This window comes from Arthrobacter sp. C9C5 (genome assembly GCF_013359735.1).
Taxonomy (GTDB): Bacteria; Actinomycetota; Actinomycetes; order Actinomycetales; family Micrococcaceae; genus Arthrobacter.
This window is the reverse complement of sequence record NZ_JABFMX010000010.1, coordinates 72792-91120: the sequence shown is the minus strand read 5'-3', so window position 1 is coordinate 91120 and position 18329 is coordinate 72792. Positions and strand designations below refer to the sequence as shown.

The 18329-nt window shown below is 67.6% G+C and carries 20 protein-coding genes; 4 read left to right on the top strand and 16 right to left on the bottom strand.

Translation table 11 applies throughout. The features are described from left to right. The first annotated feature begins 138 nt into the window (after nucleotides 1-138). Nucleotides 139-942 carry a chitosanase gene (locus tag HNO80_RS09775; protein ID WP_175322655.1) on the top strand — a complete coding sequence of 268 codons (804 nt, stop codon included), beginning with the start codon at nucleotides 139-141 and terminating at the stop codon, nucleotides 940-942. A 57-nt stretch (nucleotides 943-999) separates the two neighbouring features. Here HNO80_RS09775 and HNO80_RS09770 read toward each other — a convergent pair whose 3' ends face one another. The 12 genes from HNO80_RS09770 to arsB all read right to left on the bottom strand — a co-directional run bounded on the left by HNO80_RS09770 (nucleotide 1000) and on the right by arsB (nucleotide 12108). Continuing rightward, a complete protein-coding gene (locus HNO80_RS09770) occupies nucleotides 1000-1404 on the bottom strand; it encodes a nuclear transport factor 2 family protein (protein WP_175322654.1) in 405 nt (134 codons plus the stop codon). Nucleotides 1405-1455: 51 nt separating this feature from the next. Continuing rightward, entirely contained in the window at nucleotides 1456-2622 is a 1167-nt protein-coding gene (locus tag HNO80_RS09765; RefSeq protein WP_175322653.1) for a cytochrome P450, read from the bottom strand. Nucleotides 2623-2759: 137 nt separating this feature from the next. Further along, a complete protein-coding gene (gene arfB, locus HNO80_RS09760; protein WP_175322652.1) occupies nucleotides 2760-3185 on the bottom strand; it encodes an alternative ribosome rescue aminoacyl-tRNA hydrolase ArfB in 426 nt (141 codons plus the stop codon). Between the two features lie 29 nt (nucleotides 3186-3214). Further along, complete coding sequence (locus HNO80_RS09755) at nucleotides 3215-4885, bottom strand: phosphodiester glycosidase family protein (protein WP_175322651.1); 1671 nt, start codon at nucleotides 4883-4885, stop codon at nucleotides 3215-3217. A gap of 100 nt (nucleotides 4886-4985) precedes the next feature. Next, entirely contained in the window at nucleotides 4986-5528 is a 543-nt protein-coding gene (locus tag HNO80_RS09750; RefSeq protein ID WP_175322650.1) for a DinB family protein, read from the bottom strand. Between the two features lie 128 nt (nucleotides 5529-5656). Then, nucleotides 5657-6874 (bottom strand): MFS transporter, encoded by a 1218-nt coding sequence (locus tag HNO80_RS09745; RefSeq protein ID WP_175322649.1) that lies wholly within the window; start codon nucleotides 6872-6874, stop codon nucleotides 5657-5659. Nucleotides 6875-6877: 3 nt separating this feature from the next. Next, a complete protein-coding gene (locus tag HNO80_RS09740) occupies nucleotides 6878-7300 on the bottom strand; it encodes an arsenate-mycothiol transferase ArsC (RefSeq protein WP_175322648.1) in 423 nt (140 codons plus the stop codon). Further along, entirely contained in the window at nucleotides 7297-7974 is a 678-nt protein-coding gene (locus tag HNO80_RS09735) for an arsenate reductase ArsC (protein WP_175322647.1), read from the bottom strand. Before HNO80_RS09735 ends, HNO80_RS09740 begins: the two co-directional genes overlap by 4 nt. Nucleotides 7975-8017: 43 nt before the next feature. Next, nucleotides 8018-9403 carry an NAD(P)-binding domain-containing protein gene (locus HNO80_RS09730; protein ID WP_175322646.1) on the bottom strand — a complete coding sequence of 462 codons (1386 nt, stop codon included), beginning with the start codon at nucleotides 9401-9403 and terminating at the stop codon, nucleotides 8018-8020. A 120-nt stretch (nucleotides 9404-9523) separates the two neighbouring features. Next, nucleotides 9524-10501 carry a thioredoxin-disulfide reductase gene (gene trxB / locus HNO80_RS09725; RefSeq protein WP_175322645.1) on the bottom strand — a complete coding sequence of 326 codons (978 nt, stop codon included), beginning with the start codon at nucleotides 10499-10501 and terminating at the stop codon, nucleotides 9524-9526. A gap of 29 nt (nucleotides 10502-10530) precedes the next feature. Then, on the bottom strand, nucleotides 10531-10950 hold the full coding sequence (locus HNO80_RS09720; RefSeq protein ID WP_175322644.1) for an arsenate reductase ArsC: 420 nt from the start codon (nucleotides 10948-10950) through the stop codon (nucleotides 10531-10533). 24 nt (nucleotides 10951-10974) lie between these two features. Further along, the gene (gene arsB, locus HNO80_RS09715) at nucleotides 10975-12108 is read right to left on the bottom strand and encodes an ACR3 family arsenite efflux transporter (RefSeq protein WP_283810478.1); all 1134 of its coding nucleotides are present in this window, start codon (nucleotides 12106-12108) and stop codon (nucleotides 10975-10977) included. A 90-nt stretch (nucleotides 12109-12198) separates the two neighbouring features. Between arsB and HNO80_RS09710 the strand changes: the two genes are divergently transcribed. The 3 genes from HNO80_RS09710 (at nucleotide 12199) to HNO80_RS09700 (ending at nucleotide 13380) form a co-directional block, all read left to right on the top strand. Then, nucleotides 12199-12549, top strand: a complete 351-nt coding sequence (locus tag HNO80_RS09710; RefSeq protein WP_175322642.1) for an ArsR/SmtB family transcription factor — start codon at nucleotides 12199-12201, stop codon at nucleotides 12547-12549. After that, entirely contained in the window at nucleotides 12546-13070 is a 525-nt protein-coding gene (locus HNO80_RS09705) for a GNAT family N-acetyltransferase (protein WP_349627318.1), read from the top strand. The genes HNO80_RS09710 and HNO80_RS09705 overlap by 4 nt, the downstream gene beginning before the upstream one ends. 76 nt (nucleotides 13071-13146) lie before the next feature. Continuing rightward, on the top strand, nucleotides 13147-13380 hold the full coding sequence (locus HNO80_RS09700; RefSeq protein ID WP_175322641.1) for a hypothetical protein: 234 nt from the start codon (nucleotides 13147-13149) through the stop codon (nucleotides 13378-13380). Between the two features lie 22 nt (nucleotides 13381-13402). Here HNO80_RS09700 and HNO80_RS09695 read toward each other — a convergent pair whose 3' ends face one another. The 4 genes from HNO80_RS09695 to HNO80_RS09680 form a co-directional block, all read right to left on the bottom strand. After that, the gene (locus HNO80_RS09695; RefSeq protein WP_175322640.1) at nucleotides 13403-14965 is read right to left on the bottom strand and encodes a long-chain-fatty-acid--CoA ligase; all 1563 of its coding nucleotides are present in this window, start codon (nucleotides 14963-14965) and stop codon (nucleotides 13403-13405) included. A gap of 23 nt (nucleotides 14966-14988) precedes the next feature. Further along, the gene (locus tag HNO80_RS09690) at nucleotides 14989-16185 is read right to left on the bottom strand and encodes an acetyl-CoA C-acetyltransferase (RefSeq protein WP_175322639.1); all 1197 of its coding nucleotides are present in this window, start codon (nucleotides 16183-16185) and stop codon (nucleotides 14989-14991) included. Between the two features lie 34 nt (nucleotides 16186-16219). Further along, nucleotides 16220-17476: an acyl-CoA dehydrogenase family protein gene (locus HNO80_RS09685; RefSeq protein WP_175322638.1), complete on the bottom strand. Its 1257-nt coding sequence runs from the start codon at nucleotides 17474-17476 to the stop codon at nucleotides 16220-16222. A 129-nt stretch (nucleotides 17477-17605) separates the two neighbouring features. Next, nucleotides 17606-18310, bottom strand: coding sequence for a TetR/AcrR family transcriptional regulator (locus tag HNO80_RS09680; RefSeq protein WP_175322637.1), 705 nt, complete (start codon nucleotides 18308-18310; stop codon nucleotides 17606-17608). Nucleotides 18311-18329: the final 19 nt, after the last annotated feature.

Here is an 18329-nt window from a genome sequence, read left to right as displayed (position 1 = left end):
CCACGGCACGGTAAACCAGGTGCCGGGCAGCAGGACTCAACACGCGGCCCCCGGCCTCGTTGCACAGTGCCGGACAGGCCCTATTTCGTCGGCTGGCGGACTGCTAGGCTCGGCGGCACGATAACTTCGGGAGGCCTGATGTTTGATCGACTTTGGGGACGAAAAGACCAGCAGCAAGGAAGCGAGACCCAGTCCCGGGCCGATATCGCCAATCCGGTGTACAAGGAGATAGCCCTCCAGCTCACCTCCACCGCCGAGAACTCCACGCCTGACTGGACCACTTCCTTCGGCTACATCGAGGACATCGATGACGGACGCGGCTACACCGGCGGGCTGGTGGGCTGGTGCAGTGGCACCGGCGACATGCTCGAGCTTGTCCGGGCCTACGCAAAGGCTGCCCCGGGAAATCCGCTGGCGCGGTACCTGCCGCAGTTGGAGCAGATCATGGATGCGCCCTACAAGCAACGCCCTGCCTTGAGCCATCGACTGCTTGATCCTGGCTTCCCGGCCGACTGGAAGACGGCCGCGAGTGACCCGGCTTTCCAGCGGGCCCAACTGGAGGAACGGGACAGGGTTTACTGGCAGCCGGCTTTTGAAGAGGCAGTCCGGGACGGCGTCGGACCGCTGGGGCTTGCGATCTACTACGACGTCTCGGTCAACCACGGTCCCGGGGACGACGACGAGTCTTTCGGCGGCATTTTGGCCGCGGCCCGTAAGGCCGAACGCCCGCCGGCTCAGGGCGGGGACGAGTCCAAGTACCTCGCCGCCGTCGTGAAGGACCGGGTAAAGATCCTGAAGGCCTGGGGCGACTATCAGAAGCACGGGCGCCAGGACATCCACAACGGGCTTTTGGAGGCCGGCAACCTGAACCTCATGCCACCGATCCGCTGGTCCGTCTACGACGACCCGTACGAGCTCGGATCGTATCCCCAAGTACGGTAGGCAGCCCACCACTCCGGCCAGAAACGGATCCGCTCACCGGGGTGCCAGTAAACGCCCCTACAGATCCTCGTTCACCGTGTCGCCGTGCCGGTGGGCAACTCTCCACTCGCCGTCTTCGCGACGGTACACCTGGGTGGCGCGCAGGGTGTAGGTCCGCGGCTCGCCGTTGACGGAGGCGGAGGTGTGCTCCAGGCCGGCGGTGTAGGCCATGCCGCCCGCCACGTCATACGCCAGCAGTTCGAAGGCGTAGGACGTGCAGTCGGAGAAACTCTTCGCCAGCCCAGTGAACAGCTCATCCAGTTCTTGCTGGCCGTGCGCGTTGCGCCATGCCCCCAAAACGCTTACGGGCTCGTTGCGTGACCAGAGCGCCCGGCGGGGCGCAGAGTCGCCATTGTGGAGGGCCAGTTCCGCCTGGTACAGCGCTGTCTTGACCCAGGCTAGAAAGTCGTCACGCTCACTCATGCCCTCAGTATGCTCCGGGCCCAGCGGGGTGAGCACTGCCCGCCCCTGCGTTCAGGCTGCCTGCCAGCTGGCCGGCAGCGCCTTCAGCCCGTAGACGATGGTGCTGTCCATCCGTTCAAGGGTGGCTCCCGGGGCCAGCGTCAGCCCGGGCAGCCGGGACAGGATGCCCTCCAGCGCGATCCTTGCCTCCAACCGGGCCAGCGGGGCACCGAGGCAGAAGTGAACGCCGTGGCCGAACGCCAGATGCCGGATCTGGCCCCGGTCGACGTCGAACTCGGCTGCCCGCTGGAATTGCCGCTCGTCGCGGTTCGCGGAGCCGATCCAGGCCACGAGCGGGGCGCCGGCCGGAATCTGAACCTCGCCCAGGGTGGTGTCGGCGACAGCAATCCGGTACATGGACTGAACCGGCGACCGAAAGCGGAGCACTTCTTCTATGGCCTGGGGGAGGAGCGACGGGTCCTGCAGTAGCCGATCGATGGTGCCGGGCGCTTCAGTGAAGCAGAGAACCGCGTTGCCGATGAGATTGGTGGTTGTTTCATTGCCGGCGACGAGCAGCAGACTGCAGAACCCCAGCAGTTCGACCACGCTTAGTTTCTGCCCGTCAATCTCGGCAGATAGCAGGTTGCTGATCAGATCATTGCCGGGCTGGCTGCGACGCTGTTCGATCAGGTCCAGGAAGTACGCCGTCATCTCAAGATTGGTGGCGTGGTGGTCCTCATTCATCGCACCGGTCCGCGTTTGGCTGACAATGACGTCGGACCACTGCTTGAATCGGTCACGGTCCTCGGCGGGCACGCCCATCAGTTCCGAGATCACGATCACCGGCAGCGGAACCGCCAAGGCCTGGATCAGGTCCGCCGTCCCGAGGGAAGCGATCCCGTCGAGGAGTTCGGTGGTGAGCTGTGTGATGCGGGGAGCAAGCGCGTCCACGGCTTTCGGCGTGAACGCCTGCGTCACCAGGGAGCGTAACTGCCGGTGCCTTGGAGGGTCGGTGGTGATGAGGCTGGCCTCGAACAGGTGCCCCGACTCGGATGGATCGTCGCCACGCATCCGCGACGAAAACGTGGCATGTTCGGAGAGTACCCGCTGTACGTCGTCGTACCGGAAGACATGCCAGCTGCCCGACTGCTCGTCGTGAAAGACGGGCGCGGCCTCCCGCATTCGTTGGTAATGAGGAAAGGGATCCAGCGGATGCTCATTGGCCGGGGCGAAGTCCATGGCTGGCCTCTCTGCTCAGCCCGGCGGGCTTTCGGCCGGGCCGAGCCGCCGGGGCTCCGGGTCGATTGACCCGGAACCCCGATTTTATCCAATGCCCGGTTGTGGCGACAGGGGGCGCATGCGGACGACCGGCCGCGCTACTCCTCGGATGGCCGCCTTCGCTGCCGTTTCGTCGCTGACCGTTGTTCCTTTGCGGCGAGGCGGCGGCGGTTCGAGCCCCGCGTGGGTTTGGTCGGTCGGCGGGGAGCAGCTTCCGGTGCGAGGCCGGCTGCCACGAGCTCGGACAGCTTCGCCAGCGCGATCTCGCGATTGCGCAGCTGGGACCGTTGCTCCGATGCGGTCACGGTGACCACCCCGCCGATGAGGCGCCGTCGTCCGAGCCGTTCGAGCAGCAGCAGCCGTTGGGCATCCGTGAGCGCCGCCGAGCCGGCGATGTTCCAGGACAGTTCGGCGCGGCTGTCGGAAGTGTTGACGTGCTGCCCTCCCGGCCCGGAGGAACGCGAGAACCGCCAGCGGAGTTCGGACGAAGGAATCGTGAGCGCGGGCGACACCTCAAGGTCCATGCAACCAGCGTCGCACACGATGCGCGGGATCAGTCCTTGCGGCGCGGAAGCACGAGCACTGCATCGCCCACCGGGCGCTGACCGGTTGCGTCGGACGGGGTATTCACGACCCGGCCGCCCGCAATCATGGTGGTCGAGCCTCCGCCGTCGAGGTTGATGGCGTCAACCATTCCCAGTGACCGGGCGACGTCCGCAGCTTCCTTGATGCTCAGCCCGAGCGAGGTGGTCTGGCGGCCGTCGGCGGTGACCAGCAGGGTGCGGCCTTCGGCGTCGATGCCCACGATGGTTCGGGGGTTTCGCTTGTGGACCCAGCCGTAATAGAAGCTGTTGCTGTCGTCGGTGTGGACCATGCCGTCCCGCCGGGCAGTGATGTTCTCGGCGCCGCCCTTCACCAGCAGCGGGCCGCCGTTGATGACGGACGTGTCACTGTTTGACCGCGCCGGCCTTCCCACAGCATTGACGAGGTGGGACTCGACGTCGAGCCGCTTGCCCACCGTTACCATGCTCTTGAGACGCGGCACGTCCGTGCCGGTAGCCTGCACGGTGGTCCCGCCGGCCGGAACGGCCGAGCCCCGGGCGCTGTTGACCGCGGTCACGGTCCCGTGTTGGTCCAGGACGACTTCCAGCCCGGGGCCGGACGGGGTGGAGGGCCCGAACTCGCCGGTGAACGCCACGGTCTCGTCCGGGTCCGTGCAGGTGAAGTCATGCAGCGGCAGGTTGGTGGGAGAGTCGCCGGTACCTCCACAGTTGCGGATAAGCCCCGGGACGCGGTTGAGACCGTCCAACGCTATGTTCGCGCCGTGCCCCGGTGACGACACGTGCCCGCTCCATTTCAGCCGCTCGATCGCAGCCGCGTTGGTCTTGCCGTTGATGACCAGTGAGGGCCGGTCCCCGACCGGCTCGCTGAGCAGTTTGCCACCGACGACGGCGGTTCCGGCAGGGTCGCCCGGGGCGCCGGCCTTCGGGTCCATCACGAAGAATCCGCCGTTCACCGCGGCCAGGGCGCCTTCGGCCGCCGCGAGCTGGCTCGTAGTCTCCCTGTCCTGCAGGTCCGGGCCGAACCCGGAGGCAAGTTCACCCTTGAACTTCTTCGGATCAATAGTGAGCACTTCCAACTTCCAAGGCCCGCGCGTTTTGTTGATGGTCTCGGAGTCCCCGTCCCAGCCGGTGTAGATAACCGAGGCGGCATAGCCGGCTGCCTTGATCCGGTCGACCGTTGCTGCGCCGTCGGCCTTGGATTGAAACGCGCCGGCGCGAACTCGGTATCCGAGGTCTCCGCCGGAGTCGGCGAGCTTGGGGGACTGGACATGCTCCACTCGGGCTGTGACTCCTGCATTCTGGAGTTTGACTGCGACCGCCTTGGCCGTGGCTTCATCGGACAACGCGCTGGCCGGGGCATCGGGGTCGGGCGAGGTGGAGGGGATGGCGACTTCAGCGGTCCAGACCAAGGTGGCGTCCGGCGCTCCGCGGGTGATGGAGGTCCGCGTCAATCCTGGCGCCAACGTGGTGACGGTACGCGTTTCGGGAAGGCCGGGGGCGCCCAGCGCCAGGGTCCGTCCGTCATGGCTGCTGTCCGTTGCGGCGGCTGGGGGCGCAGTGTCTGCATACGAGGGGCCGGTCGGGGCAAGGAAGGCGGTCGGGAGTCCGATGGCAACGGCAGCGATCGTTGCCCGGCCCAGGCGTAGAGGGGGAGTCGTCATGCTTCGACGCTACGTCCTCCGTCCGCCGCCGAAGCCCCACATCCGCCGCAGTTGGGCAGGCCTTTGCCGACTGTTCACGCCGCGTTTCACGGCCCCGCCGTCAGTGCTGCCCTGGTCCGTCCGGCGGCCGAAGGCTCAGTTGCCTGGCGTGGAAATCGAAGTGAAGGTTGGGATAGGCGTAGACGTCGTTGAGGGTCATGGCCGGCTTGAAGAACGGGTCCCATCTGTCCGGAAACGGCATGGTCCTGGCGAGGGAGGCAGGGCTCTCACGTTCCAGTTGCCGCATCAGCTCGTTGACAGTTCTTTCCAGTTTCCTGCCCATCCGGCGCCTGTTGTAGACGAGGGCGGCGGCGCGCGAGCCCCAGTAGTTCACCACATCGAAGGGTCCCGTGGCGGCGTTCAATGCTGCGGCGAAGGTGGTGCCGGCTGGTCCGGGGAGGCGGCTGACCACTCGGACGAGGGGAAGCAGGGCGCGGACGACCATGTAGCCGAACACCATGTGGAACAGCAATTCTTCGTTGGTCCACCGGGTGGCGGCGGTTTTCCGGCGAAGTTCCGCGGGCGTGGCGCTCCCCAGCCGGGCGGCGAAGTCGTCGATGGCTCGGCGGTACCCGGCTGTGATCTGGTCTCCCGTCGGATCCATGGCCTGCGCTCCGATGCCTCAGGCCCGCGGCCGCCCGAGGGGCCCGCGGTCCCGGATCGCGGTACGGAGGGATTCCATGTCCATGGCCTCATTACCGCGGTTGAAGGTTTCCGCGGGGAGGTCGGCGCTCAGTTGATCGCGTGCGGCCGGACCTTGCGCAGGCTCACGACGGCGGCGAGGATGGCTGCCGTGCCGGCCGCAGCGGCCATGGTGTAGGTCATGGCAGTGTAAGTGCCCAGCACGGCCGCCAGCACGGGTCCCGCCGCCGGGGCGATGGCGGTGACTGCTGTGAGCGGGGCCGAGAAGATCCCCTGCAGCGTGCCCAGGCTCCGGGTGCCCCAGCGGTCACCCACGATCGTGGCCTGCAGCAGGGTCTGGCACCCGCGGACCGCGCCGGCGAGCATCCCGGCCGCGATCAGTACCGGCACCGGGCCGGGCAGCGCCGCCAGGATGAGGAGGGCACCCGCTGCCGTGCCGGTGATGCTGGCCAGCCGGGCGCCGGACGGGATCGCGGCGAACAGCAGCCGGCCAGCCACCTGCCCGCCGCCCACGAGGCCAAGCCCCAGAGCGGCCGTGGGATAGTCGGCTCCCTTTTCAACCAGCAAGGGAATGATGTTCAGTGTCACGGTGTAAAGCCCGAGCCCGAGAAGCACCATAAGGGCTTGCAGGCCGAGGAATTCCAGACTGCGCCGGACGGTCCGCAGCCTGGCGCGGTGGTCTGTCGCAGGGGTGCCGGGCGCGGGCGGTGCCCATTGACCGTTAAGGTAGCGGGCGTGCAGTGGGACAGTGATCAGGCCCAGGATTCCGGCGAGCATGAGAAACGCACCCCTCCAGCCGAATGCCGCCGTCAAGGCGGCGGTGACCGGGGCGAAGATGGTAGACGCGAACCCGGCGGCGAGGGTCAGGACGGTCAGGGGCCGGATACGGGCGGGTCCATACCAGCGGGTGATCACGGTGAAGGCCGGCTGATAGAGGACCGCGGACTGCGCGGCCCCCGCCAGGAGCCACGCCGCAAAGAACACGGGCAGGGTCGGTGCCATCGCCACGATAGTCAGTGCCAGCACTCCCAAGAGGGATCCGGTGATCATCAGTGTCCGCGGCCCGGTCCTGTCCAAGATCCTGCCCACGAATATTCCGGCCACTGCGGAGACCAGCAGCCCGGCGGAGAAGGCCCCGGTGACCGCGGCAGGGTCCCAGCCGGTGTCCTCGCTGATGGGCCGGACCGCGGCTATCAGCGCGTAGTAGAGCACGCCCCACCCGGTGGTCTGGGTGATGCACAGCGCGGCGAGGCCGCCGCGCGGTGCACCCTCTGCGACCAGTGTTCGGGATAACGCCGGGGCGGGCATGGCCTAGTTCCCGGTGAGCTCCGCATACAGCTTCTGGACACGGGCCTTGATGTCGTCCCGTACCAGGCGCATGCGTTCCATGCCCTCGATGCCGCGCTCGGAGGGCTCGTCCGTATCCCAGACCTCAAGCCGCTTGCCCTCGGGGGCGTCTACTTTGGCCTCCTTGCCCACGACGATGACGACGTCGACCGCGTCCAGGACTGCTTCGGTGATGGGCTTGGGGTGTTCGCCGGTGATATCGATGCCGAGCTCGGCCAGGGATTCCACGGACTGGGGGTTCAGCGACTTGCCGGGTTTGGTCCCGGCGGAGTGCACCGTGACGGTCCCGTTCGCGAGCTGGTTCATCAGTCCGGCGGCGAGCTGGGATTTGCCGCCGTTCTTGCTGCAGACGAACAGGACACCGGGCGTTTTCGTGGTTTGGGTCATGGGTTTGATTCTTCCTTGCCTGAGCCGGGGCTGGGGAGCAGTGATGCTGCCAGTGCTTTGACCCGGCCGTGGATTTCATCGCGGATGATCCGCACGGCCGCAACGGGCAGTCCGGCCGGGTCTGCCAGCTCCCAGTCCTCGTAGCGTTTGCCGGGGTAGATCGGGCAGGAATCGCCGCAGCCCATCGTGATCACCACATCGGAGGCGCGCACCACATCGTCGGTGAGGGGCTTGGGGTAATCCTTCGTCAGGTCCAGGCCCAGCTCGGACATTGCCGCGACGACGGCGGGGTCTAGTTCGGCGGCTGGCTGGGAGCCGGCAGAGCGGACCCGGATCCTGCCCTGGGCCTCGACCGTGAGGAGGGCGGCAGCCATCTGGGAGCGGCCGGCGTTTTGCACGCAGACAAACAGCACCTCCGGGACGTCGCTGGTGACCGCGCCCTTGGACTTGGCCAGGGCATTGAGCCTGTCGCCGGCAAAGTGTTCTGTTGTCGATGGCAGGTATGCGGTGATCTTCGCCGTCCGGGCCAGGGCCGTGTAGGACTCGAACACGTAGCGTTCCACAGTCTCGGCGGCGAAAACACCGGCAAACCGGTCGGCTAGGCGCGCGCTGATCCGGTGCAGAACTTCGGTGTTGTCCTGCAGGCCCAGGCCGTGTTCGGGGTGGTCAGTCATGGCTGCACTCCAATGGTCGGTTGACGGGATCCGGGGAAGGAATTCAGTTCCCGCCGGAGCGGCCGTGGGCCAGTCCGGTGGGGAACCCGACGAGGACCGGTTCGGGCGCTCCGCAGCAGCCGCCGGAGGTTTCCGCCACGAAACCTGCCGGTACGGCGGCGGGGACGTCGCAGCTGGTGCCGATGTCGGAGGAGCAGACGCCGGTCTCGGGGAGTTCGAGCTGGACGGTGTCGGCTGCTTCGTGGTCTCCGGCCAGGGCTGCGGCGACGGAACGGACCTGTTCGTAGCCGGTGGCCAGCAGGAAGGTGGGGGCCCGGCCGTAGGACTTCATGCCGACGATGTAGAAGTCCTGCTCCGGGTGGGCAAGCATTTTGGCGCCGTGCGGTTCGACGGTGCCGCAGGAGTGGAATTCGGGGTCGATCAGCGGGCCGAGCTCACGCGGGGCTTCGACGCCGGGGTCGAGTTCGAGCCGGAGTTCCCTGAGGATGTCCAGATCGGGGCGGAAGCCGGTGGCTGGAACCACGACGTCGGCCTCGAGGGTCCGGCCGTCCGCGGCGGACAGGGTCACGGCGCCGTCGGCCGAGGCGAGGGCAGCGATCCCGAAGCCGGTATGCAATTCCACCGTGCCGTCCTCTACCAGGGCGCGGAGCCGGCTTCCCAGCTGGCCGCGGGCGGCAAGCCCATCGGCGTCACCGCCGCCGTAGACCTTGGCCGCCGAGGCGCCGCGGATCGCCCACATGATCTTCGTGCCGGGTACCTGGCTTGCGAGCTCGGAGAGGTTGATCAGGGTGTTGGCGGCGGAATGGCCGGCGCCGACCACGACGGCGGTGCGCCCGGCGAAAGCTTCACGGTCGCGGTTCAGGACGTCCGGCAGGGGAGAGGAGATGTGGGCCGCCGCTGCGGCTTCGCCAACAGCAGGCAGGCCGGAGGTGCCGAGCGGGTTGCGGGTGGACCAGGTGCCGGACGCGTCGATGACAGCGGCGGCCTGGTAGTCGCGGACCTCGCCGTCGGCGTGTTCGACCCGGACCACAAAGGGGGTGGTGTCGCGGTTCCGGCTGTGGGTCTTGTCCATGCCCTGCCGGGTGACTGCGACGACGCGGGCGCCGGTGTGCAGGCAGGACGAGATCGCGGGAAGTGCAGCCAGCGGAGTGAGGTACTGGCCGATGAGGTCAGCGCCGGTGGGCAGCTCCGTCGGCTCCGGAGCTTCCCAGCCGGTCGCGGCGAGCAGGCGGACGGCGGCGGCGTCGGTGTTGAACTGCCATGGCGAGAACAGCCGGATGTGGCGCCACTGCCCGACGGCCGCCGCCGGGGTCGTGCCGGCCTCGAGGATGAGCGGCTCCAGGCCGCGCTCGAGCAGGTGTGCTGCCGCGGCGAGGCCGATGGGGCCGGCTCCGATGACAGCTACGGGAAGGGTGTTGTGTACAGCCATGGTGTCCTCTGTTTCATCCGGTGGGGCGGGTGGATCCGTGCCCAACTAGCTGGCACTTAAGGCCGTTTTGAGGGCTCAAAACGGCCCCTGCTGCGAGTTAGTTGGGCGGGTGGGTGGCGCTCAGGCGTGGGTGGGTTCCTCGACCAGGGCGGTCGCGATGCTGTCCGCGTCGTCCAGGGCTGCCAGGTAGCGTTCGGCGTCGAGGGCGGCCGCGCAGCCGGTCCCGGCGGCGGTGATGGCCTGGCGGTAGCGGTGGTCCACTGCGTCGCCGCAGGCGAAGACGCCCGAGAGGTTGGTGAGGGTGGTGGGGGAATCGACCTTGATGTAGCCCTCGGCGTCGAGGTCCACCTGGCCGTGCAGCAGTTCGGTGCGCGGGACATGTCCGATCGCGACGAAGATGCCGGTGGCAGCCTGCTCGCGGGTTTCGCCGGTGACGGTGTCCGTCAGCTTGACGCCGGTGACCTTGCCGTCGCCGTGGATGGCAGTGACGGCCGAGTTCCAGGCGAACCGGATCTTGGGGTTGTCCTTGGCGCGCTGGGCCATGATCCGGGAGGCCCGGAGCTCGCTCTTGCGTACGACGACGGTCACGGTCTTCCCGAAGCGGGTGAGGAACGTCGCCTCCTCCATGGCCGAGTCCCCGCCGCCGACCACGATGATGTCCTGGTCGCGGAAGAAGAAGCCGTCGCAGGTAGCGCACCAGGAGACGCCGTGGCCGCTGAACTTCTTCTCCTCCGGCAGGCCGAGCTCCTTGTAGGCGGAGCCGGTGGCCAGGATCACCGCGGGTGCCTCATGCGTCTCGCCGGCTCCGGTGACCACCCGCTTGAGGTGCCCGGTGAGCGTCACTTCGGTGACGTCGTCGAACACCACCTGTGCGCCGAATTTTTCGGCCTGCTGCTGCAGTCCGTCCATCAGTTCCGGTCCCTGCACGCCGGCGGGGAAGCCCGGGAAGTTTTCCACCTCGGTGGTGTTCATTAGGGCGCCGCCCGCGGTGACGGCTCCGGCGATGACGAGCGGAGCCAGGCCGGCCCGGGCGGCGTAGATCGCCGCAGTGTAGCCGGCAGGGCCGGATCCAATGATGATCAGCTGTTGGGTGCTCACGAGAGGCTCCTGATATCGGTTCTAGGCGCTCACTTGGCGGGGGTGAGGGAGGCGATGAGGTCCTCGATGCGGGCCTTGATCTCGTCCCGGATCGGCCGGACGGCGTCGACGCCCTGACCGGCCGGGTCTTCGAGTTCCCAGTCCTCGTAGCGCTTGCCCGGGAAGATCGGGCAGGTGTCGCCGCAGCCCATGGTGATGACGACGTCGGACTCTTTCACGGCCTCGGTGGTGAGGACCTTGGGGATCTCGGCGGACATGTCGATGCCGAGTTCGGCCATGGCTTCGACGGCGGCGGGGTTCACCTTCTCAGCGGGCTGCGAGCCGGCGGAGCGGACCTCGATCCGGCCTTCGCCGAGGGTGGTAAGGAACGCGGCGGCCATCTGGGAGCGGCCGGCGTTGTGGACACAGACGAACAGGACGGACGGCTTCTTGGCGGTTTCGGTGCTCATGGTGTTCTCCTGAAGTTTGTGGGGTTAGACGGAAAGGGGGCGGGAGGCGAAGAAGCGCTTGCGGGCCCAGAGGGCCACGTAAACCAGTGCAACAAGGACGGGGACTTCGATCAACGGCCCGACGACGCCGGCCAGGGCCTGCCCCGAGGTGACGCCGAAGGTACCGATCGCCACGGCGATGGCGAGCTCGAAGTTGTTGCCGGCAGCCGTGAACGCCAACGTGGTGGTCTTGGCGTAGCCGAGGTCCAACCACTTGCCGACCAGCATCCCGGCGCCGAACACGACCAGGAAGTAGACCAGCAGCGGCAAGGCGATCCGGGCGACGTCCAAGGGTCGGGACGTGATGGTCCCGCCCTGCAGGGCGAAGAGCAAGGTGATGGTGAAGAGCAGACCGTACAGCGCCCACGGGCCGAGCCGGGGGAGGAAAGTGCCTTCGTACCAGTCGCGGCCCTTGGCTTTTTCGCCGATGGTGCGGGTCAGGAAGCCGGCCAGCAACGGGATCCCCAGGAACACCAGCACGGAGGCGGTGATGGACCAGAAGGAGAAGTCCGCGCTGGTGGTCGGCAGGCCAAGCCAGGACGGCAGGAGCTGGAGGTAGAACCAGCCCAGCGCACCGAAGGCGATGACCTGGAAGACGGAGTTGATGGCCACCAGCACGGCGGCGGCTTCCCGGTCGCCGCAGGCAAGGTCGTTCCAGATCATCACCATCGCGATGCAGCGCGCCAGCCCGACAATGATCAGTCCGGTGCGGTACTCGGGCAGGTCCGGGATGAAGATCCAGGCCAGGACGAACATGAACGCCGGAGCCAGCACCCAGTTCAAGGCCAGCGAGGTGACCATCAGTTTGCGGTCGCCGATCACGCGGTGCGCCTGGTCGTAGCGGACCTTCGCGAGCACCGGGTACATCATCACCAGGAGGCCGACGGCGATCGGCAGCGAGACTTCGCCGACCTTGACCGCCTCAAGCGCGGTGTTCAGGCCCGGTACGAAGCTGCCCAAGAGCAGGCCGAGGCCCATGGCGGCAATGATCCACACGGGGAGGAAACGGTCCAGGGTGGAGAGTTTGCCAACTACGGCAGCCTCATCTTCAAGGGTGGGCGACGGGTCGGTCTGGATGCTCACTGAACTCCTATGCTGCGCTGGCGCGGCCCTGCTCATGTTCCGCTGTTCTGCGAAAGATTGATGCTTGTCGATATGAAGTATTGCCAACTATATCGATGAATGTCAATCCATGTGCATAATAGACACATGAATTCCCTGCAAACCCTTGAACCGGCCCTCGACGAGGCCTGCTGTGCACCGTCCGGTCAGCCGGTCCTCAGTGCAGAGGACGCGCAGCGAAAGGCCCTCGTCTTCAAGGCCCTCTCCGACCCCAACAGGCTCCGGCTGCTCTCCATCGTCAAGGGCACCGGTGACGGGGAAGCGTGTGTCTGCGATCTCACCGAGCCGCTTGACCTGGGCCAGCCCACCGTGTCACACCACCTCAAGATTCTGGTCGACGCCGGCCTGCTGCACCGTGAAAAGCGCGGCACCTGGGCTTATTACTCCCTCGTTCCCGGCGCCCTTGAGCAGACGGCCGGCCTGCTGGCTTCCCTGTGAGCCTGGCCGCCGCGCCGGACGTCACTGTCCGACCGATGCGGGAATCGGACTGGCCCGATGTCCAGCGGATCTACAGCGAGGGAATCGCGACCGGGCAGGCGACGTTCGAGGTTGAGGCGCCGGACTGGGCCCGGTTTGACGGCGCGCGGCTTGCTTCCCACCGCCTGGTGGCGGACGCGCCCGACGTCGGGATTCTCGGCTGGGCGGCTGTCTCCGCCGTCTCCGGCCGCCCGGTGTACTCCGGCGTGGTAGAACACTCCATCTACATTGCCGAGGCAGCGCGGGGCCGGCGGATTGGATCCGTCCTCCTCCGGTCCTTGATCGCCTCGACGGAACAGGACGGCATCTGGACCATCCAGGCGAGCGTGTTCCCTGAGAACGAGCAGAGCCTGAGGCTGCACCTTGCCCACGGGTTCAGGGTGGTCGGCCGACGGGAAAAGATTGCCCGGATGGGCCACGGCCCTGCAGCAGGGCAATGGCGGGACACCGTCCTGATCGAACGGCGCACACAGGTCCTTTAGTTCTTGTGCTGTCCGTTCCGCGGCGGCAAGGGTAGTCCTTGGGACCTGGCAACAGGGCCGAAAGCAAGGAGGACACATGAATGCCGAGACCCCCACCACTGAGGACCGGTTGCGCGCGATGCTGGAAAACGTCAGGATCGCGACAGCCAACACGCGCCAGGCGATGGATGCACCGGGAGACGAGGACTGGGTGCAGGACGGCGAGTCGGACGCCGAGTACCTGCGGTCGATCCAACGGGACACGATCGCCAGGCTGGACTCCACGGCCCGCGACCTCGAAGCGCTGCTGGCCTGGGGCCCGGCCGGCTGAACGGACCCCGGCTGGTGGCTGCCTATGCCCCGGTGGACTCGGCGGCCAGGCTTCGTTTGAGGATTTTCCCGCTGGGGCCGAGGGGGAGCTCCGTGAGCAGCCTGATGACGCGCGGATACTTGTACGCAGCCAGCTGCGCGCTTGCGAAGTCGATTAGCTCGGTCTCGGTGGTGGCAGCTCCCGCATCGAGCACAATCGCGGCCGCAATTTCCTGGCCGTGCACGTCGTGCGGGATTCCATAGACGGCGGCGCTGACAACCTGCGGGTGGGAGAGGAGAATTTCCTCGACCTCACGGGGGTAGACGTTGTAGCCGTTCCGGATGATCATGTCCTTCTTGCGGTCGACGATGGTGAGGTAGCCGTCGTCGTCCTTGGTGCCAAGGTCCCCGGTGCGGAACCAGCCGTCGACGACGGCCTCGGCGGTGGCCTCGGGCCGGTTCAAGTACCCCTTCATCAGCAGGTGGCCGCGGATGACGAGCTCGCCCAGCTCGCCGTTGGGCAGCAGCTCGATGCTTTCGACAGTTTCGGCGCGCGCGATTTCGATGTCGACGCCCCAGATCGGGATCCCGATGGTGCCGGGCCGTGGAACCATGCCGACGTGGTTGAAGGCCGCCACCGGGGACGTCTCGGTGAGGCCGTAGCCTTCGTGGATCTCGACGCCGAACACATCGCGGAACTTGTCCATCACCGCCAACGGCAGCGACGCCCCGCCGGAGATGCCGTAGCGCAGTGCGGCCGGGCGGACCGCCGTCGTCTTGGCCGCTTCCAGGAGCGCCACGTACATCGTCGGTACCCCGACGAAGATGTTGACCTTGTGCCGGTCCAGCAGCGCCAGGGCGCCCTCGCCGCTGAAGCGCGGCATCAGAACTACGGTGGCGCCCGCACGCAGCCCAGCGTTGAGCACGACGGTCTGGCCGAAGGTGTGGAAGAGCGGCAGGCCGCCGAACAGCACGTCGCCGGGCTTGAAGTCCATCACGCTGGTCAGCAGCACGGAGGTCTGTTCCACCAGGGCGAAGTGCGTTCCGAGCGCGCCCTTGGGCTTGCCGGTGGTGCCGGAGGTGTAGAGGATGGTCGCGGTGTCCGAGGGCCGGCAGGGGACGTAGCTGCGGATGGGCTCGGCCGCGGCGGCCTCGGCTTCGAGCCGGGGCAGGCCGTCGTCGTCGGGCGCCATGACGGTCAGGACATCGACGCCGGTGCTGGCGGCGCCGGCGGCACCTTCCTTGAGCAGCGCGGCGGCGCAGATCATCAGGCGTGCGCCGCTGTCCTGAAGCACGTACTCGATTTCACGGGCCTTGAGCAGGGCGTGCACCGGCACCACGATGGCTCCCAGCGACAGGATGGCGTAATAGACGCGGGCGAAGTCCGGGACGTTGGGGATCAGGACGGCGACGGCGTCGCCCGGGCCGACGCCGCGGTCCCGGAGCGCGCCGGCATACGCCTTGGTCTGGCGCCACAGCTCGGCGTAGCTGGTCTCGTCCTCACCGACGATCAGGGCGACGCTGTCCGGCGTCCGCTTGGCGGATTCCGCCAGGATCGCCGCAACGGAAATGGTGGCGAATCCGTCGCCGGTGGTGGTGTTGGTCATGGCCTGCCTCTTCGTAGGGTTGATTAAGCTTTGAGGATCAGGGCATCGCCCTGGCCGCCGCCGCCACAGAGGGCGACGACGCCGGTTCCTCCGCCGCGGCGCTTCAGGGCCAGCGCCTGGTGCAGGACCAGGCGGGCGCCCGAAGCCCCCACCGGGTGGCCGAGGGCGATGGCGCCGCCGTCGGCGTTGACGAGGTCGGTCTCGATGCCGAGGTCGTTGGCTGACTGGATGAGGACCGAGGCGAATGCTTCGTTGATTTCGACGAGGTCGAGGTCCTCGGCGGTGAGCCCCTCCTGAGACAAGGCGCGTCCAATGGCACGGGCCGGCTGGGAGTGCAGGGATCCGTCCGGTCCCGCGGTTTGGCCGTGGGCGCCGATTTCGGCGATCCAGTCCAGGCCCGCCGCTTCGGCCGCGGCCTTGCTCGCGATCACCAGGGCTGCGGCACCATCGGAGAGCGGGGAAGCCGAACCGGCGGTGATGGTGGCCGCCTCGTCCTTCGAGAAGGCGGGCCGGAGCTGGGCCAGGGATTCGGCGGTGGTCTCCGGCCGGATTCCCTCGTCGTGTTCCAGCGTCAGGGCGGGGCCCTTGCGTTGCGGCACCTGGATGGGGGCAATTTCCTCCGCAAGCACCCCGGCGGCGCGTGCCGCCTCGGCGCGCTGGTGGGAGCGGGCCGCGACGGCGTCCTGCTCGGCCCGGGTGATGCCCCGCTCGGCGTTTCCTGCGTCGGTGGCTTCGCCCATCAGTTTGCCACTGACGGGGTCCTGCAGGCCGTCGTGGTTCAGGGAGTCGAGCATGGGTGCGTCACCGATGACGACACCTGCGCGCAGCCCCGGGACCAGGTGCGGGGCGTTGGTCATGGATTCCTGGCCGGCGGCGACGATGAAGTCGGCCTCCCCGGCCCGGATCATCCGGGCGGCGTCGATGACGGCCGTGAGCCCGGAGAGGCAGAGTTTGTTGATCGTGACGGTGGGGACGTCCCGGCCGATGCCGGCGGCCAGACTGGCCTGGCGCGCGGGGCCCTGGCCGGCGCCGGCCTGGATGACCTGGCCGACGATGACCGCGCCGACCTGTTCCGGGGAGACACCGGTGCGCTCCAGCGCGGCGCGGATGGCGTGGGCGCCGAGCTCGCTGGACGAGAAGGCCGTCAGGCCGCCGCGGAATCGGCCGAAGGGTGTCCGGGCACCGCCGAGGATGACGGGGATGTTGGCGTTCTGGTTCATGAAAGTCCTTTCGGGTTGGCAGGCGCAGTGCTGATCAGGCGAAGGCGGAGGAGCCAGTGATCCCGCGCCCGATGATGAGGGCCTGCATGGTCTCGGTGCCTTCGTAGGTGTGGATGGCTTCGATGTCGGCGAGGTGCCGGGCGACGCGGTTGGCCAGCAGGATGCCGTTGCCGCCGAGGAGATCCCGGGCATTGGAGGCAATGCCGCGGGCCGTGCGGGTGCAGGTGTATTTGGCCAGTGAGGCTTGTTCGGGGGTGAGCGACCCTTCTTCATCGAGGCGGGTCATCTGGACGACCATCAGCTGCATGGTGGCCAGTTCGCTGAGCATCCGGGCCAGTCTTTCCTGCACGATCTGGGAAGCCGCCAGCGGCCGGCCGAACTGCACGCGCTGCTTGGCGTACTGAACGGCGGTTTCGTAGCAGGCGGTGGCGTGTCCGACGGCGGACCAAGCGACTCCGAGCCGGGTCGCCAGCAGCACGCGGGCCGTGTCCTTGAAGGTCCGCGCCCCCGGCAGTACGTTCTCTTGCGGGACGAAGACGCTTTCGAGCCGGATGTGGGCCTGCCAGATGGCACGCAAGGCCAGCTTGCCTTCGATCTTCGTAGCGGAGTAGCCGGGGGAGTCCTGCGGTACCAGATAGCCGTGAACCTGGCCGTCCTCACCCCTGGCCCACACCACGCTGACGCCGCCGACCGAGCCGTTGCCGATCCACTTCTTCTCGCCGTTGAGAAGGAAGCCGCCCTCCGTGCTGGTGGCCGTGGATTCAAGGGCCACCGAATCCGAGCCGTGGGTCGGTTCCGTAAGCGCAAACGCGGCGTATTCCTTGCCTGCGGCAATCGCCGGCAGCCAGCGTTCCTTCTGCTCGGCAGACCCGCACTCCGCGATGGACCGCAGGGCGAGACCGCCCTGCACGGCGATCATGGTTGCCACGGAGCCGTCGCCGCGGCTGATCTCCATGTTCACCAGGCCGGCGGCCATGCTGCTCATCGCGGGGAACCCTTCCACGGGGACGCCGTCGCGCAGCAAGTCCAGCTCGCCGAGGCGGCGCAGCAGGTGCAGCGGATACTCGGCGCGCTCCCAGTACCCGTCTATGACGGGAATGACCTCATCCTGGACGAAGTTGCGGGCGCGTTCCCAGTAGCCGCGGTCCTCGTCGCTGATCTTGGCGAACACGGAGGCGGGATCCGTGCCCAAGGCTTCGGTGAGCACGTAGTCGGGTTCGACCGTGCCGAGCGGAAATTGGTCCGTGGCCGCTGTGGCGGTGAGCCCGGAGCCGGGCGACGTCGTCGTCATGAGTAAGTCCTCTGTCTGGGGCGCGGGGTTCAACGGCCCGCGTAGTGTGGCTCAGGCCACACCGACTAAGGATGCATTGAAACGGAGTCTCACGTCAAGGAACTAAGTGTCAGAAGGGCTGTGGCGGGCCTAGGGCAGGGCATCCCGGACAGCCTGCACTATCGCGTCCTTATCTGCGCCCGCCGCGAGGACGGTCACGACGACGGCCGGGGACGGGTGCGCCGGGCCGGAGCCCAGCAAGGCCGGCCGGAAGATCTCGGAGAGGGCGTGAAGCTCGTTCGCCAGCGCCGTTGCTCTGTCCCGGGCGGCCGTCTCCGTTTCCTGGGCCGCCCCGCTGCGAAGCCACCGCCGGAGGAAGGCGTTGTGGACCGCGACGACAGCCGCGGCGAAGGAGACGGCCTTGTACTCGCGGTGCTCGGCGTCGGGCAGCCTGTCCAGCAGGTGCTGGAGGAACGCCCGCTCGTACCGGTGCGAGGTGACCAGCTCCCGGTCCCGGAGCGCGGGAACGGCCTGCATCAGCTCATAGCGCGCCCGGGACGTTTCCCCGTTCCGCAAGTGGTGGTTGAAAACCAGCAGCGCCGCGTCCCCGATGGCTGCCAGTGGTTCCTGCATCGTTTCCGCCAGGCTGTCCGTCACTTGCCGCAGGATCCGCTCGTGGTCGGCGAAGACGACATCCTCCTTGGAGCCGAACTTCCGGAAGAAGGTGCTGCGGCTCATGCCCGCGGCGTCCGCAAGGTCTTCTACGGACGTTGCGTCATAGCCCTGCCTCGCCAACAGCCCGATAGCGGCGGCGGCGGGCGCGTCGGCATGGTGGCTTGGCGGATGCGAGGTCATGGGCCGAAATCTAGCACAA